17 protein-coding genes and 2 riboswitches are annotated in these 15,317 nt (G+C 37.6%); of the genes, 11 read left to right on the top strand and 6 right to left on the bottom strand.

Annotation, left to right across the window (positions count from 1 at the left end):
• Positions 1–34 precede the first annotated feature (34 nt).
• Genes V7127_RS04920 through V7127_RS04905 form a run of 4 tightly spaced genes read right to left on the bottom strand, consistent with a single transcriptional unit; the run spans position 35 to position 3,576 of the window.
• On the bottom strand, positions 35–1,048 hold the full coding sequence (locus tag V7127_RS04920) for a 3-oxoacyl-ACP synthase (RefSeq protein ID WP_335484044.1): 1,014 nt from the start codon (positions 1,046–1,048) through the stop codon (positions 35–37).
• Positions 1,045–1,461: a MaoC family dehydratase gene (locus V7127_RS04915; protein WP_335484042.1), complete on the bottom strand. Its 417-nt coding sequence runs from the start codon at positions 1,459–1,461 to the stop codon at positions 1,045–1,047. Before V7127_RS04915 ends, V7127_RS04920 begins: the two co-directional genes overlap by 4 nt.
• A 15-nt stretch (positions 1,462–1,476) precedes the next feature.
• Positions 1,477–2,955 (bottom strand): o-succinylbenzoate--CoA ligase, encoded by a 1,479-nt coding sequence (locus tag V7127_RS04910; RefSeq protein ID WP_335484040.1) that lies wholly within the window; start codon positions 2,953–2,955, stop codon positions 1,477–1,479.
• 18 nt (positions 2,956–2,973) lie between these two features.
• Complete coding sequence (locus V7127_RS04905) at positions 2,974–3,576, bottom strand: TetR/AcrR family transcriptional regulator (RefSeq protein ID WP_335484038.1); 603 nt, start codon at positions 3,574–3,576, stop codon at positions 2,974–2,976.
• Positions 3,577–4,055: 479 nt separating this feature from the next.
• Between V7127_RS04905 and V7127_RS04900 the strand changes: the two genes are divergently transcribed.
• Positions 4,056–4,577: a cupin domain-containing protein gene (locus tag V7127_RS04900; protein WP_335346841.1), complete on the top strand. Its 522-nt coding sequence runs from the start codon at positions 4,056–4,058 to the stop codon at positions 4,575–4,577.
• Positions 4,578–4,626: 49 nt separating this feature from the next.
• On the opposite strand, the gene V7127_RS04895 is transcribed toward V7127_RS04900, so the two are convergent.
• Positions 4,627–5,475, bottom strand: a complete 849-nt coding sequence (locus V7127_RS04895) for an MBL fold metallo-hydrolase (protein ID WP_335346842.1) — start codon at positions 5,473–5,475, stop codon at positions 4,627–4,629.
• 371 nt (positions 5,476–5,846) lie between these two features.
• Positions 5,847–5,947: riboswitch (purine riboswitch) on the top strand.
• A gap of 90 nt (positions 5,948–6,037) precedes the next feature.
• On the opposite strand from V7127_RS04895, the gene V7127_RS04890 reads away from it, so the two are divergent.
• The 10 genes from V7127_RS04890 to V7127_RS04845 all read left to right on the top strand — a co-directional run bounded on the left by V7127_RS04890 (position 6,038) and on the right by V7127_RS04845 (position 14,782).
• On the top strand, positions 6,038–7,225 hold the full coding sequence (locus V7127_RS04890) for an MFS transporter (protein ID WP_335346843.1): 1,188 nt from the start codon (positions 6,038–6,040) through the stop codon (positions 7,223–7,225).
• Positions 7,226–7,546: 321 nt separating this feature from the next.
• Positions 7,547–7,656: riboswitch (TPP riboswitch) on the top strand.
• Positions 7,657–7,744: 88 nt separating this feature from the next.
• Positions 7,745–8,743, top strand: a complete 999-nt coding sequence (locus V7127_RS04885; protein WP_335484035.1) for an ABC transporter substrate-binding protein — start codon at positions 7,745–7,747, stop codon at positions 8,741–8,743.
• 12 nt (positions 8,744–8,755) lie between these two features.
• Entirely contained in the window at positions 8,756–9,046 is a 291-nt protein-coding gene (locus tag V7127_RS04880; RefSeq protein WP_335484034.1) for an MTH1187 family thiamine-binding protein, read from the top strand.
• Positions 9,046–9,807: an ABC transporter permease gene (locus V7127_RS04875; protein ID WP_335484033.1), complete on the top strand. Its 762-nt coding sequence runs from the start codon at positions 9,046–9,048 to the stop codon at positions 9,805–9,807. The genes V7127_RS04880 and V7127_RS04875 overlap by 1 nt, the downstream gene beginning before the upstream one ends.
• Before the next feature lies 1 nt (position 9,808).
• On the top strand, positions 9,809–10,549 hold the full coding sequence (locus tag V7127_RS04870; RefSeq protein WP_335346847.1) for an ABC transporter ATP-binding protein: 741 nt from the start codon (positions 9,809–9,811) through the stop codon (positions 10,547–10,549).
• A gap of 4 nt (positions 10,550–10,553) precedes the next feature.
• Positions 10,554–11,336 carry a TatD family hydrolase gene (locus V7127_RS04865; protein ID WP_335484031.1) on the top strand — a complete coding sequence of 261 codons (783 nt, stop codon included), beginning with the start codon at positions 10,554–10,556 and terminating at the stop codon, positions 11,334–11,336.
• Positions 11,337–11,529: 193 nt separating this feature from the next.
• Positions 11,530–12,258, top strand: coding sequence for a class I SAM-dependent methyltransferase (locus tag V7127_RS04860; RefSeq protein ID WP_335484029.1), 729 nt, complete (start codon positions 11,530–11,532; stop codon positions 12,256–12,258).
• Entirely contained in the window at positions 12,245–12,376 is a 132-nt protein-coding gene (locus tag V7127_RS04855; RefSeq protein ID WP_335484027.1) for a hypothetical protein, read from the top strand. The genes V7127_RS04860 and V7127_RS04855 overlap by 14 nt, the downstream gene beginning before the upstream one ends.
• Complete coding sequence (locus V7127_RS04850; RefSeq protein ID WP_335484025.1) at positions 12,351–12,833, top strand: hypothetical protein; 483 nt, start codon at positions 12,351–12,353, stop codon at positions 12,831–12,833. Before V7127_RS04855 ends, V7127_RS04850 begins: the two co-directional genes overlap by 26 nt.
• Before the next feature lie 563 nt (positions 12,834–13,396).
• Entirely contained in the window at positions 13,397–14,782 is a 1,386-nt protein-coding gene (locus tag V7127_RS04845) for an MATE family efflux transporter (RefSeq protein ID WP_335484023.1), read from the top strand.
• 152 nt (positions 14,783–14,934) lie between these two features.
• On the opposite strand, the gene V7127_RS04840 is transcribed toward V7127_RS04845, so the two are convergent.
• A partial coding sequence (locus tag V7127_RS04840) for an alanine:cation symporter family protein (RefSeq protein ID WP_335484021.1) occupies positions 14,935–15,317 on the bottom strand: 383 nt, incomplete at its 5' end.

Genomic DNA, 15,317 nt, shown 5'->3' with positions numbered 1-15,317 from the left:
TTGTAAAAATAAGATTACTAACACAACATTATACTTATCCTTTTCCTCCTTTCCATTCAATGACTGTGGCTGCCCATGTATACCCTGTGCCAGCACTGACCGCTACAGCAATATCGCCGGCTTTTAATTTTCCTTGCTGACTTGCAAAATGCAGTCCAATACATGGATCAAGTGCAGACATATGACCATGATGATCTAAATACACTGCTTTTTCTTCTGGTAAGTTTAATCGTTGAAGGAGTTCTCTAAACATGGAGCGTTTCGAATGAAGTGGCAGGAGAACGTTAATGTCTTGAAGTGCTAATCCGCTTTTTTGTAATGCTTGAAGTATAACTTTCTCAAAATTTGGAATGGACACAGGGTCTAGTCTCTCTTTCATGCTAGCCGGTTCAACAACATCAATATAATGCTGTCTGTTTTGAACCGACTCCATGCTTGCAAAGTGCTTAGATCCCCCTGCTGGAACACGTACATCTTCATGGAATGATCCATCTGTGATGATGACGCTATCTAAAATTTCACTCATAGTTGCATCTCGTTTTACTAAAGCGGCAGTTCCTCCATCGGCAAAATTAAACATAAAACGCGAGCGAGGATTATCATAATCAATAATTTGTGATTCTTTACATCCGCCTACTAGTAAAATATTTTTAATAGACTCGTCTGCCATTAGCATATCTTTTGCCACCTTTAAAGCAATTGGGAAGCATGAGCTTACATTCATCATTTCAAATGCATAGGCATTTTTTGTTCCAAGCTCATACTGTATCTTTGGTGCACTTGACCAAACATAATAGTCTTTGTGTGGACTGCCAAAATAAATAACAACATCAATGGATAATGGGTCTACTTTTGATAAAATTGGCCTTGCTGCTGCAATCGCTAAGTCCGATGCATGCATCGTATCATCTGCTACATGTTTCTGGTATAAACCAAACTTTTCAATAATTATTTTTTCGGGAATACCAGTCTTTTTAGCTAATGCTTCTGCTGTTTCAATCCCCTTTGGAAAATAAACGCTGGTTGCTTCGATTCCAATCGCTTTCATATCAGCTCTCCTTTTGCCGGTACCATCATTACTGCTGATCCAGTTAGCACAAGTTCATCATTTTGATTATGGCATTCCGTTAATAACTTAATAATTTTCTTCTCTTCAATGAATTCCTGAACAGTGGCTGTCGCAGTAATTGTATCCCCGATAAAAACCGGGAACTTGAAGCGTATCGTCTGTTCCATATATACAGACCCTTTCCCTGGCAAATGTACTCCTAATAATTGCGATAATAAACTTGAGGTTAATAAACCATGGGCAATACGCTGTTTAAATCTTGTTTTCTTTGCATATTCACTGTTAATATGAATTGGGTTGAAATCACCGCTTATCCCCGCAAATAATACAAAATCTGTTTCAGTTATTGTTTTACTGCATGATGCCTGCTGCCCAATATAAAACTCAGCCATATCTTCACCTGCTTTTTACATAGTCACTAGACGGTTTTTTTGAATCTTTCCTGTCGCATTTTTCGGCAATTCCTCGAGAAATTCTACTTTTTTAGGAATTTTATATTTTGCTAAAAATTTATTGCAGTATTCGATAATTTCCTCTTGGGTTAGTAAACTTTCTTTCTTTTTTACTACAAAAGCTGCAGCTGCTTCCCCCCACTTAGGATCCAGAACGCCTACAACAGCTACCTCAACTACATCTGATATTTGTCCAATTACCTGTTCTACTTCAAGAGGATAAATATTTTCCCCGCCTGAAATAATCATATCTTTTCTTCTGCCTGCTATATATAAGAAGCCTTCGTCATCAACTATTGCCAAATCTCCAGTGTAAAGCCATCCATCACGAATTGTCTCATCTGTTGCTTCTGGTTTATTCCAATACTCTTTCATCACATTAGGGCCACGTACGACTAATTCACCAATCTCCCCAGCACCAACAACAGCCCCCTCGGAATCTACAAGTTTATAATCACAATAAAGAACTGGCTTTCCAATTGACCCAATTTTTCGTTTGGCATCTTCCCGAGAAAGCATAAACACAGTTGGCGATGTTTCAGTCATCCCAAACCCTTGCCCAAATAATAATCCCTTTTCTAAAAACGCTCGGATAAGTTCATGAGGACATGGGGCACCCCCATTATAAAACCAGCGAACAGATTGTAAATTCGTTGTTTCAAAAGTCGGACAAGTTAACAACGCTTGATGTATAGCAGGTACTCCCATGACAATGGTAGCTTTATGTTTTTCAATCATGGAAAGAGCTTTAAAAGGTTCAAACTTATCAGGAATAATAATTGTCCCACCCGCAAATAAAGTTGGAAAAGCAAACAAACCAATTCCACCAATATGAAAGAGTGGAAGCAAAACCAGCGAACGGTCAATTGACGTTAAATCAATTGAAAGCATGTTATTAATCGCATTCCAAAACATATTTTTTTGTGTTAATACCGCCCCCTTTGGTTTCCCAGTTGTTCCCGAAGTATAACAAATAATATAGGAAGCGTTTTCATTGATAGGATCAAATATTCCATTTGGATGATTTTGTAAACTCTTTACTTTTTCAATTTCAATTACTTCTTCGATCCCAGTTTCCCCTTGAAGTAAAAGTGATAATTCTTGAAACGGCTTTTCTACAATTAATAGTTTTGTTCCACTATCTTTTAGCTGATAGTTAAGTTCACTTTCGGTTAATCGAATATTCAGAGGGACAGCGATGCATTCAATTTTCGCGATCGCAAATAACAAGATGATGTACTCATCTCTATTTTGCGACAGTATGGCAATGCGATCCCCCCTCTCTACTCGAAGCTCTCTTTTTAAAAAAGAAGCGGTTGCATTTATCTGCTGCTCTAGTTCTTTGTAAGTGATCTGTTCATGTTCTGTGATGATGGCAATGCGATCCGGATTGATGCTTGCTCGTTTTTCTATCCAATAGGCAATGCCTTGCATAAGGATCCCCTTCCTCTATTATTTTTTTAAACCTTTAAAAATCAGTGTCATTGCAGCATCAAATGCCTCCTCAGGAACATCTTTCCCTTCCCAGAACACCCAGCGCATACCAAGAAATTGACCAATAGACATTAAACAATAAGCAACCGTTTCCTTGTCAATTTCTTTAAATTCCCCAGCATTTATCCCCTCTGACAAGCTTTTTAAAAATCCAGCTGCAAGTTTATCGTAATACCACCGGTACAGCTCTTGGTCCACTACTACAGCCTGCTGAACGATACTGTATAAATTACGACGATGTTTAACCCAATTAAAAAATGCTTGAAATCCTTTTCGCTGTGCCACTTCATAGCTAACTGCATTAGCCATTTCCTCTTTTATCGCTAAGCGAAGCTCACGGCTATACATGCGAATTAACTCATCATATATGTCCTTCTTTGATGGGAAATAATTATAAAATGTTCCCTGTCCTACCTTTGCTTCTTGTGCAATATTTACAATAGATGCTTCATAATAACCTTTTTGTCCAAATACCTCTTCTGCCGCTCGTAAAAGTTTTTCTCTCGTTTCCAATCCTTTTTGTGTCAAAACTTTTTCTTCAGCAATCACTTTTTCTGACATATGAATCACCTCTCAGGTTTGATTATATAATCAAATATCAGAATAATGCAACAATAAAGTGTGAAATCGCTGAGTAAATAATTTTAGAGAGGTTATTAGACAATAAGTTTTAATAAAGATAATGGTTTAGGATGCTTTCACCGGTGTATTAGAGTTTCTGTTATATAAGTTCCACTGCATCAATTATCAGGCATTTAAATCGGAGAAAGTCATTGCTATGCATTTAGTAGCCTTTTAAATGGCATGAACACCGAGATTTTTTATCATATTAAAATAACTTTATTAGTGGGATATTTTTTGATATAATTCACTAGTTCATTTTAAAACCACTAGTTTTACTCATATAGTCACAGGGATAGGGTCTGCAAGCTTGGTTATTGCTAATCAGCAGGATTCTTGATTCTAGTTTAACTGCGATGGTCGTAGGATTATTTGTTTGGTAAGCTGTAGGGATTTGAATTATTTGGAGGTATTTTACTTTGAACAATCGTGATGCACAATATTTTGTATCGAAACTTGGACTAGAACCACATCCAGAAGGCGGATATTATAAAAGAACATTTGAATCGAATGAAAAAACTTCTGATCAAGAATTAACAGTGAATTTTGAAGGAAAACGAAAGCTTTATACGAGTATTTACTTTTTATTAACTTCGAATGACGTATCCCATTTTCATCGATTAAAATCGGATGAGCTATGGTATTATCATGCTGGCAGTTCATTAACGATTCATATTATTCACGAAAACGGAGAATATGAAGAGATTAAATTAGGATTAAATTTGGATAAAGGAGAAGTCCCTCAAGCTTTAGTTCCGAAAAATGCTATTTTCGGATCGTCTGTTATGGAAGAAGATACCTTCTCCTTAGTAGGCTGTATGGTTTCTCCAGGTTTTGAATTTCAGGACTTTGAATTGTTTACACAAGACGACCTTTTGCCAAAATATCCTGCTTATAAAGATATAATTAAGAAGTTAGCATATAAAACAATTCCTGAGTAAAAAACATGACCCCCAGTAAGATACTTACTGGGGGTCAATGTCATTGCTTCTACTTTTTCTTTTGATTGCCACTTACAAAGTTTTGTATAAACTCAAGCTGCTCTTCGTTTGGCTTTGTTCCTCGAACCTCGTTAAACTTAGTAACAGCATTATCAAGAGATGTCTCTTCACTTACAATTTCCCCTATATGAACGAGATCATCCAAGAAGCTCCACATTTCTTCATTTGTTTTCGGATCTTGATGTCCAGTCACATAGGTATCGACATCATATTTTTTGATTTTTTCTAATAAAATGGTGAGTTCGTTCAGATCATAGCTCCATTCGCCACTATAGAAATCTTGATAGATGCAATCTCCTAGAAACATCACTTTTTCATTAGGAATATAAATAATGGAAGAATCCTGTGCATGGACGCCTCCAACATGTTCAACTACACAAGTTACCCCGCCCAAATCCATTTCAAACTTATCACTAAATGTTAAATCTGGCACCTGCAGTTCTAAATGATCCCGTGTAGGCATTTCACGCTTAATCATCTCACTGCAAAATTCTATTTCTTCACCAGTCTCTACTCGTGCATCTAATGAAGCATCATCCCATTTTAGAGTTTTCAAATATTCTACTTTTTCTTTTGTTTGCTCATGGCTAATCGTTAATAACCCCATCGTTTTTATGCCAAAGATATGATCCCAATGCCAATGTGTAATAACAACGAACTTGACCGGCGGGATATCCATTTTTTCGACTAAATTGAGAAAATCCTTTGCATGTGCAGGCGAATTCCCTGAATCAACGACCACGCTAAAGTCATCCCCACAAATTAAACCTAATGCCGGACGATCCGTTTCCGAATAATGCGGCATATAATACACTTTATTTGTTAGTTTTTTCAGCATTTAAGTACCTACTCTCGTGTTTTTTATTATTTTAGCATAACTAATTCAAATCTTATGCATCAGAAAAATGTATAGAATTCATTTTTCCAAAATAAAAAAGGAGGAAAGCTCCTATCGTGGCTTCCCCCATTTCAAATCCGTCTATCCCCTAAATTGAATCAGTGCAACATGTTTCGAAAAAAACTTCACGAGACTAATTAAAAAAAGGCTTGGAGTTCATATTTACTACATACCTTTTTATTATATGGATAAAGGCTTGTGGTTATAATGGACACGAGGAATTTACACTAAAGATAATTTTTATGCTATTCATATATCAAAATTTTACACTTGATAAAAAAAATAAAGAGTAGTAAAATTATCAAGTTGATTATATTAAACTATATATTACCTGTATAACTTCTAGAATATGGCTAGAGGGTCTCTACCAGGAACCATGAAAATCCTGACTACAGAAAATGAAACTATTCGTTTTCTGTAATCAGGATTTTTTTTTGTTCAGAAAAAGACCTTCAAAGCCTATTTCTTTTGATATCAGCTAAGAAAGGACATGAAATAGATTATGAATTTGAAAGTTTTTATTCTAGCATTATCAACTATCGCGGTTGGATTGGTTGAATTGATCATTGGCGGGATATTGCCGACAATTGCCGATGATTTTAACATTTCTTTAAGCTCTGCTGGACAGCTAATCACTGTGTACGCTCTTATATACGCCATCGCAGGGCCTGTTTTACTTGTGTTAACGAGCAAAATCGAACGAAAAAAATTGTATCTTGCTTCGTTATTCATATTTTTCCTTGGAAATGTCATGACGTATTTTAGTCCGAATTATATCTTTATGATGATTGCAAGAGTTTTAACTGCAGCTAGTACAGCACTAATTGTTGTACTTTCCTTGACCATTGCTGTGAAAATTGTTGCCCCTTCTCACCGAGCAAAGGCTTTAGGTCTCATTTATATGGGCATAAGTTCTTCTCTCGTATTAGGTGTACCATTGGGAATCCTTCTATCCAATATATTTGGATGGCGCATCATATTCCTTGGAATCGCCGCGTTATCAATTGGATCAATGGTGCTTATTTCAATATTCTTGGAGCGTATTCCAGGGGAAAGAACCATTCCGCTCTCCCAACAATTAAAGGCAGCAGGCAGCGCGAAAATAGGAAGTGCCCACCTCTCTACGGTGTTTATGCTGGCGGGACATTATACGGTTTATGCATATTTCACACCATTTTTAGAGACGAATTTTCATCTTAATTCCTACTGGATCAGTATCTTCTATTTTATATTTGGTATTGCGGCAGTAGGCGGCGGAGCATTCGGTGGAACACTTTCGGATCGGATTGGTACTCACAAAAGTATTGTGATCGTTATCAGTGCATTTGCGATTTGTTTATGCTTATTGCCATTAACAACCTTTTCCCTTGTCTTATTCATTCCAATGATGATGGTTTGGGGAGCATTGAGTTGGGCCTTGGCACCACCTCTACAAAGTTATTTGATTCAAATTGATCCGGCAACGTCCGACATACAGCAAAGCTTAAATAACTCTGCTCTGCAAATCGGAATTTCACTTGGATCAGCTATTGGTGGTCTTGTGTTAAACAATTCCGGAACTGTTTCTAGTACAGCTTGGTTTGGAAGTGGCGTTGTCATTATCTCGTTACTATTTGCAGTCTTTTCTTTGACAAGACCAGCTATAGCAAGAGAAAGTACAAACTCCCCTGCGTCTTTCCAAAGGTCTTAAACCACTTGTCTTCTTTGATTTTGTGAATTTTTGGGCTATCCAGAAAGTCAGTTTTTCTAGACTTAGTGGATAGCTCTTTATCTTTTAGAATAGTCGGTCTTGTGGTGGCTGTGGCGGACACTAATCTTACATAAAATGCTCTTTCCTAAGTTCCCTCCCAAAATGATCGCAATGAATAATTCATAGAACGCGTGTAGACAATATTCCTTTATTCCCCAAGTTCATCCGTAAAAAAACCGATCCTACTAATAAGATTATATAATTATGCTACTTCCCTCTCTTTTATTTGATATAATAAAGTATCTGAAAAAATAAATAGCATTAGAATTGTGGGGGAACCGGTGTTACCGGTTGAGACTGTACCTGTGAGGTGCTGACCCTTTGAACCTGATCTGGTTAACACCAGCGGAGGAAACATATTCGAATGAAGTATAGATATGTTTGTTCATGTACGCGCGGGTTCTCATCCGGGTGTTTTTTATTTTTTCTGGAAACTATCATGAATGCTTTGGAGGAAAAATGATGAAATGGTTGATTGCAACGATAATGACTACCTTGCTTCTCGCAGGATGTGCTGGAGGAAAGGAATCCACTGATTCAACGAAGGAACAACAAGAAAAAAATGAAAAGGTAACGGTTGTTTTGGATTGGACACCGAATACGAATCACTCCGGTTTATATGTGGCACAGGATAAAGGATACTTTAAAGAAGAAGGCTTGGATGTGGAAATTATTATGCCTGGTGAAGCGGGAGCCGATCAGCTAGTTGCTTCTGGAAAAGCCGATTTTGGCGTCAGCTATCAAGAAAGCATTACACAAGCACGGGTTCAAGGGGTGCCTTTAGTTTCAATCGCAGCAGTAATCCAGCATAATACGTCTGGATTTGCCTCCCCAGCGGAGAAAAATATTACATCACCAAAGGATTTTGCAGGAAAAACATACGGGGGCTGGGGAGCTCCAGTTGAAAAATCAGTCATTACTTCATTAATGCAAATCGAAAATGCCAATGTAGAAGATGTTTCCATTGTAAATATGGGGGATACAGACTTTTTTACAGCTGTAAAACGAGATATTGATTTTGCATGGATTTATTACGGCTGGACAGGCATTGAAGCGGAAATTCGCGGCGAAAAGATTAATATGGTCTATTTAACCGATTATAGTAAAAAACTAGATTACTATACACCAGTTCTTGCAACAAATGAAAAGAAGCTTCAATCTAATCCGGAACAAGTGAAGAAATTTTTGAAGGCAGTTTCAAAAGGCTACAAGTTTGCGATCGATAACCCATCTGAAGCAGCAGATAGTTTATTAAAAGCAGCACCTGATCTTGATCAAGAGCTTGTGAAGAAAAGTCAGGAGTGGTTAGCATCACGTTATCAAGATGATGCTCCAAGATGGGGTGAGCAAAAACTTGAAGTTTGGGAAAACTATGCAAGCTGGATGTTTGAAAATCAATTATTAGACAAAGAGCTTGAGGCAAAAAAAGCATTTACAAACGATTATTTACCACAGTGAGGAGACTGTAAGATGAACAATTCCCTGGTTAGCATTCAAATTATACCGAAAACAAAAAATGGAGAAGACGTGATTCCATATGTGGATGAAGCGATAAAAATTATTGAAGAATCAGGTGTCACTTATGAAGTCCATCCGTTAGAAACAACGATGGAAGGCGAGCTTTCTGAACTATTTGATGTGATCCAAAAAATGAATGAACGAATGATTGAAATGGGCAGCAAAAACGTGATTTCTCAAGTAAAAATTTTATATCAGCCAACAGGCATAGCCATGAATCAGTTAACGGAGAAGTATCGATAATGAAAATAATTCGTTTTAAGGGATGGAGATCGGTTTTCCTTCTCCTTCTCTTCTTTTTCATATGGGAGATTATCGTTAAAAAAGCCGATATTCCAGAATGGCTGCTTCCTGCTCCGTCAACGATTATGACCGAAGCGATTGCAGGCTTTCCCAGTTTTTCTGAACATTTGCTTTCAACGATAAGACTTGGGGTTACAGGGTTTGCGATCGGTGTTGGGATTGGGCTTTTCGCAGCTATCCTGCTCTATCTCCTGCCGTTTGTCCGAGAAGCTATTTATCCGTTTCTAATTCTTTCGCAAAATATTCCCGTGATCGTACTAGCCCCATTATTAGTCATCTGGTTTGGTTTTGGGATATTGCCCAAAATGATAGTCATTACACTTGTTTGTTTTTTCCCGGTGACGATTGCAGCACTTGATGGATTTAAGCAAACATCACCTGACTTAAGGCATTACATGAAAATGGCTGGTGCGACAAAGAGCCAATTGTTTTGGAAGCTGGAACTTCCACATGCTCTCCCCTCCATTTTTTCAGGAATAAAAATCTCTGCCACTTATAGCATTATGGGTGCCGTTATTTCCGAATGGCTTGGGGCAAAATCAGGCATCGGCGTGTATATGACACTAGCTTCTTCCTCATTCCGAACCGATCGTGTGTTTGTTGCTATCTTTGCAATCATGGCGTTAAGCCTATTATTCTTTGCGGTAATCGTTTTGGTTGAACGACTTCTTATCCGCTGGCAGTCAAAAGGAGCAAACTAAAATGAGTGTCTTAACGATACAAGATATTTCGAAAAAATTTGCCGATGTAGATGTCATTAGTCATTTAAATTTACAAGTGAATGAAGGGGAATTTGTCTCTATTCTTGGGCCTTCAGGCAGTGGAAAAAGTACGCTCTTTTCGCTCATTGGCGGCATTCTCACTCCTGATGAAGGGACGATTACACTGAAGGGTGAAAAAATCAACAGCCAAACAGGTGCGGTCAGCTACATGCCGCAATCCCCTAGCTTGCTTCCTTGGAGAACTGTCTTACAAAATGTTCTTCTTGGTCAAGAGCTAAAAGGAACAAAGGATACTAGTAAAGCTTTAAAAATGATTGAAAAAGCTGGGTTAGCTGAATATACCAATTCTTATCCTCATGAGCTTTCCGGCGGCATGAAACAGCGGGTATCCTTTATTCGAGCTTTGCTTAGTCCACAGCCCATCATTTTGCTTGATGAGCCGTTTTCAGCGTTAGATGAACTGACAAGACTGGACATGCAAAAATGGCTATTATCCATCTGGGAAAATAATCGCCGAACTGTTTTGTTTGTCACCCATAATCTTGAGGAAGCTTTGTTTTTATCCGATCGGATTGTGATCCTCTCAAATAAACCGGCAACCATTGCGGCTGAATTTGTTATTCCTTTTCCTAGACCACGTAAGGAAGAGCTATTGTTAGAGGGCGACTTTTTACAATGGAAACGGAAAATCTATTACGAACTGAAATCGTTCATGGAGTAATGATATGAAAAAAATCATTGATGCCCATATTCATCTTGATCAATATGAAAAACGAGATTTAAGCAGAATTATTGAAGGTGCCCCTTCCATTGAAGCCCTTATTGCCGTTTCTTTTGACTTGAAATCATGTAAGGCTACACAGGAAATTGCTTCGCATTTTCAACAAGTTTACCCTGCATACGGGTATCACCCAGAGCAGCCTCTTCCTCATGAAGATGAGCTTATCAAGCTTATTAATTGGATGGATCATCATCAAGACGAGATGATTGCAGTTGGTGAAGTGGGGCTTCCTTATTATTTGCGTCAAGAACAGGATCTTCCTCTTGGTCCCTATCTTGAATTGTTAGAAGAAATAACAATCAAGGCGAAAATATGGCAAAAACCGCTTGTGCTTCACGCTGTATACGAAGACGCCAAAATTGTTTGTGATCTTCTTGAAAAGCACTCGATTTCAAAAGCACATTTCCATTGGTTTAAGGGTGATGAGTATACGATTGACCGGATGATTCAGAATGGCTACTTCATATCCATCACACCTGATGTATTCTATGAAAACGATATTAAGGAGCTTGTCAAAAAGTATCCGCTCGAGCAAATCATGGTTGAAACCGATGGACCTTGGCCATTCGAAGGTCCTTTTACAGGTAAGCAGACCCACCCACAAATGATGCATAAATCCCTTGAGCAAATTTCTAGATTAAAGCGAGTGCCGATTACTGATGTTTATTCTATTGTTAGGGAAAATACAGTTGGATTTTATGGTTTGAAGAGTAAGAGCGAACAATGAGTTATGATTGTTCGCTCTTAATTACATACGCAAATAAATAAGGCGGTTTCGCAATTAAATTACAATTATGGTGGCTTTAAGCAGGGATCATTAAGACTGTGATTTCTATCATTAGATTTATCTCTTACATCGGTTATAATTTGCATTGAAAGTATATAGGACAATAGCTTATTAAAGATGAGGTGGATAAGAGATGTCTTTTTATAAAGTATTAAGTCAATATTATGATGATCTATTTCCTAGTAATCCAGCTCAACTAGAATTTATTAAGGCCGCCGCAAACAAAAAAATCAAACTACTAGATATTGCTGCCGGAGCAGGCAACCAAGCGATTGAATTAGCGAAAGCTGGCTATCATGTAACAGCCGTTGATCTAGATGAGAAGATGGTTGAAAAAATTGAACAAAAGCTAATGGATCACCATCTGAATTTATCTTCATTAAAATTAGATATGAGAAACATAGATCACTTTCATGATCGATCGTTTGATGCTGCCATTTGTATCGGAAACTCTATTGTTCATTTAGAATCATTTGAAGAGATAAGTATGTCCATAAAGAAAATATGGAATGTGCTATCAAAAGACGGCGTATTAATTATTCAAACTGTAAATTATGATCGTATCCTTCAACACCATATTACAGATTTACCGCTTATTGAATTGCCGTGTAAGGGAGTTACATTTAAGAGAACCTATGACCACTTTGAAAATAAAATTAAATTCAACGGAGCACTTACGATCAATCAGGGAGCAGGCATTCAGACCTTTTCAAATAGTGTCGAGCTGTATCCATTAACTTCAAATGAGCTCAATGAGAGTCTAAAAATGGCTGGTTTTGGACGAGTTCAGTTATTTGGAGATTTTAAAGGATCGGCATATACGACTGAATCTCCTGCATTAATTGGTATTGCGTATAAATGAAAAAGCACAAGCTCCTTATGAACAGTTTTTAAAGAAGAAAAAAGATGTTTCGTCTGCTCATCCTTTTTCTATTAAAGTGGAGGAGGGTTTATATGATCACCAGATGGCTGACCATTAATATCATTACTATCCTCGTCATTGTTTTGTGGAGCTTGTACCAAGGATATGATTCAAGTTATATTTTGATGGGGAAAATCATAGCACAAGCAGCATTTATTTTATTTTTAATTAATATAAATATGTATTTCGTCTTTCTCCTTATAAGGAAAAGTAAAATAAGAAATGTAAAAGTAAAACTTGCAAAAATTTCAAAGAAAATGATGAGATACCACATACCAATTGCAATAACTGCGACTCTGTTAATCATTGCCCATGCAGCATTGATGATTTCTACACGCTTTGTTAATCTCTGGAATACAAAAACTGTTAGTGGGGCAGCAGCGATTGGGATCCTGATTATCTTGTTATTTAGCGTTTTATTACGCAGATGGAAAGCATCAGGAAAAAGGAGAAAGTTTCATTTTACTATGGCTTTTGTATTTTTGGGATTTGTGATTTTACATGTTTTTATATAAATGTGTATCATTCCATTACTGAATTACTCAACATTCGCACCAAGTAAATAATGTTTATTGGAAAAATAGTTTAGATCGATAAAAAATGAGCGACAGCCATTCTAATGAACGCTTTGGCGGTTACACAATTTGTGTCCCTAATCATTTGGAGTAAAGGACATACTTTGATCATTTCACCCACTTGGTGTCCTTTAAAGCCAAGTTATAGGACATGCTTTGAGCGTCTCACCCTCTTGGTGTCCTTTAAAGCCTAGTTATAGGACACGCTTTGGTGATTTCCTCCACTATATGTCCTTTAAAGCCTGGGTAAAGGACATTCTTTAGCGATTACATCCACTTTATGTCCTTTAAAACTCAGTCATAGGACATACTTTGATGGTTACACTCACTTTGCGTCCTTAATTGCCCACCCTTCCCCCTATAAACCTATCCCTTAAACAGTACTTGTCACTTTTGTTAACAATTACATTCCATAAACAGTAAAAAAGTTCTTGTAACACTCTTCAAATTATTATAAGATACTTTTTGTTTTGATTAAATTCTTTTGTGAAAAGGTGAACTAAGTGGTAAAAAACGCAACAAGAATACAGAAGGAATTTAATCTCTTCTACTTAACTTGGCCGATATTTTTAGAAATTTTTCTTTTTATGCTTATGGGGATTGTTGACACGTTTATGTTGAGTGCCATATCGGATCATGCTGTTTCAGGTGTGGGCGCAGCCAATCAATATCTTCATATTTCCATACTCATTCTGGAAGTAGTCGGTAACGGTGCGGCCATCGTAATTGCCCAATATATCGGATCGAGAAAAATGGCCGAGGTCGCGAAAATATCTGCGACAGCCATTGTCATGAATTTAGTGGTCGGCATAATCGTCAGTGTGATTTTTCTTCTTTTCAGCAGAAATATTTTGGAAGGATTAAATTTATCAGGGGAAATCTTAATTTATGCAGACAGCTATTTAAAAATTGTCGGTGGAGCCATCTTCCTGCAAGCACTTATTAATTCAGTCGCTGCCATCATTCGTGTACATGGATTCACGAAGCAGGCCATGCTTGTTTCACTTGGGATGAACGTGATTCATATTTTGGGAAACTATTGTTTAATATTTGGGAAGTTTGGATTCCCTGAGTTAGGGGTCCAAGGTGCTGCTATTTCTTCCGTCTTAAGCCGGCTTCTTGCACTGTTTGTATTCTTCTGGCTCCTCTATCGAATCATGGAAATCCGCATTGAAATTAAATACTATTTCAACCTATCACGTGAATATATTGGGAAGATATTAAAAATCGGTTTGCCTTCTGCCTTCGAACAGGTTATGTATCAATCATGCCAAATCATCTTCTTATTTTATGTTACTTTTCTCGGTGAGAGCTCTCTTGCAGCAAGACAGTACGCAGCAAATATCTCTATGTTCATGTATTTATTTGCCTTAGCCATCGGGATGGGAACATCGATCATCGTTGGTCGGCTTGTTGGCGGAAATCTAAAGGATGAAGCCTACTCCCGAGTCTGGAGAAGTCTAAAATGGGCAATGGCTGCTACATTATTGATCGTGGCCGCAGTCATTTTGCTTCGCGAACCATTGATGGCGCTTTTTACAGATGATCCTGAGATTATTCGGATGGGCGCAAGTGTTTTACTATTAAGTATCTTACTTGAAACGGGGCGTACGACTAACATTGTAATCATTAACTCCTTACGTGCAGCAGGAGATGCAACCTTCCCTGTCATCATTGGTGCGTTTTCAATGGTAGGAATGAGTCTCCCATTAGGTTATTTCTTTGTGTTTTACCTTGATCTTGGCTTACCAGGCGTTTGGTTAGCAATTGCAGCCGATGAGTGGACTCGAGCCATCATTATGTACTTTAGATGGAAAAGCAGAAAATGGGAAAAATACGCACTTGTTTCCCATGACAATCCCGATGTAGAGAAAGTCGCAGTTAGTTAAAAAGAGTAAGAGGTTTATACGTTAATTAACACTCATTATTAAGAACATTCTCGTTTGGAAAATTTGTCATTAGAAAAGCACCAGCCACTAAAGCTGGTGCTTTCCTAATATAACTAACTATCCGAAGGAATCCGCACGGTTAGAAGTCCACTTTATGATACCTTATCCCTTTTTTTATTTTCAGGATTTTGATAACCATTTTCCCAGAACTCAGCATTCTTAATTCCATATTTAGACGAATTGAATTCTGGATCTTTCCCTTCCTTAAGCTGCTCTTCATAGTCCTTTAAAGCAATAAGCGCTGGTTTAAATAACAATAGAATCGCAATTAAGTTTAGCCATACCATAATTCCGAGTCCGATATCGCCCATTGCCCATGCTGTTGTTGCAGTTTTTACTGATCCAAAGAAAATGGTACCTAAAAGGATGAGTTTTAGTGCAATAAAAGCAATTCCCTTGAATTTACCACGTACTAGATAGGCCAAGTTTGTCTCCGCGATATAGTAATAAGCATAAATAGTCGTAAAGGCAAAGA

It is taken from the genome of Bacillus sp. JJ1773, assembly GCF_036962035.1.
GTDB lineage: Bacteria > Bacillota > Bacilli > Bacillales > Cytobacillaceae > Cytobacillus.
Note: the sequence above shows the minus strand (reverse complement) of the source record. Positions and strands in the feature narration are given on the sequence as shown.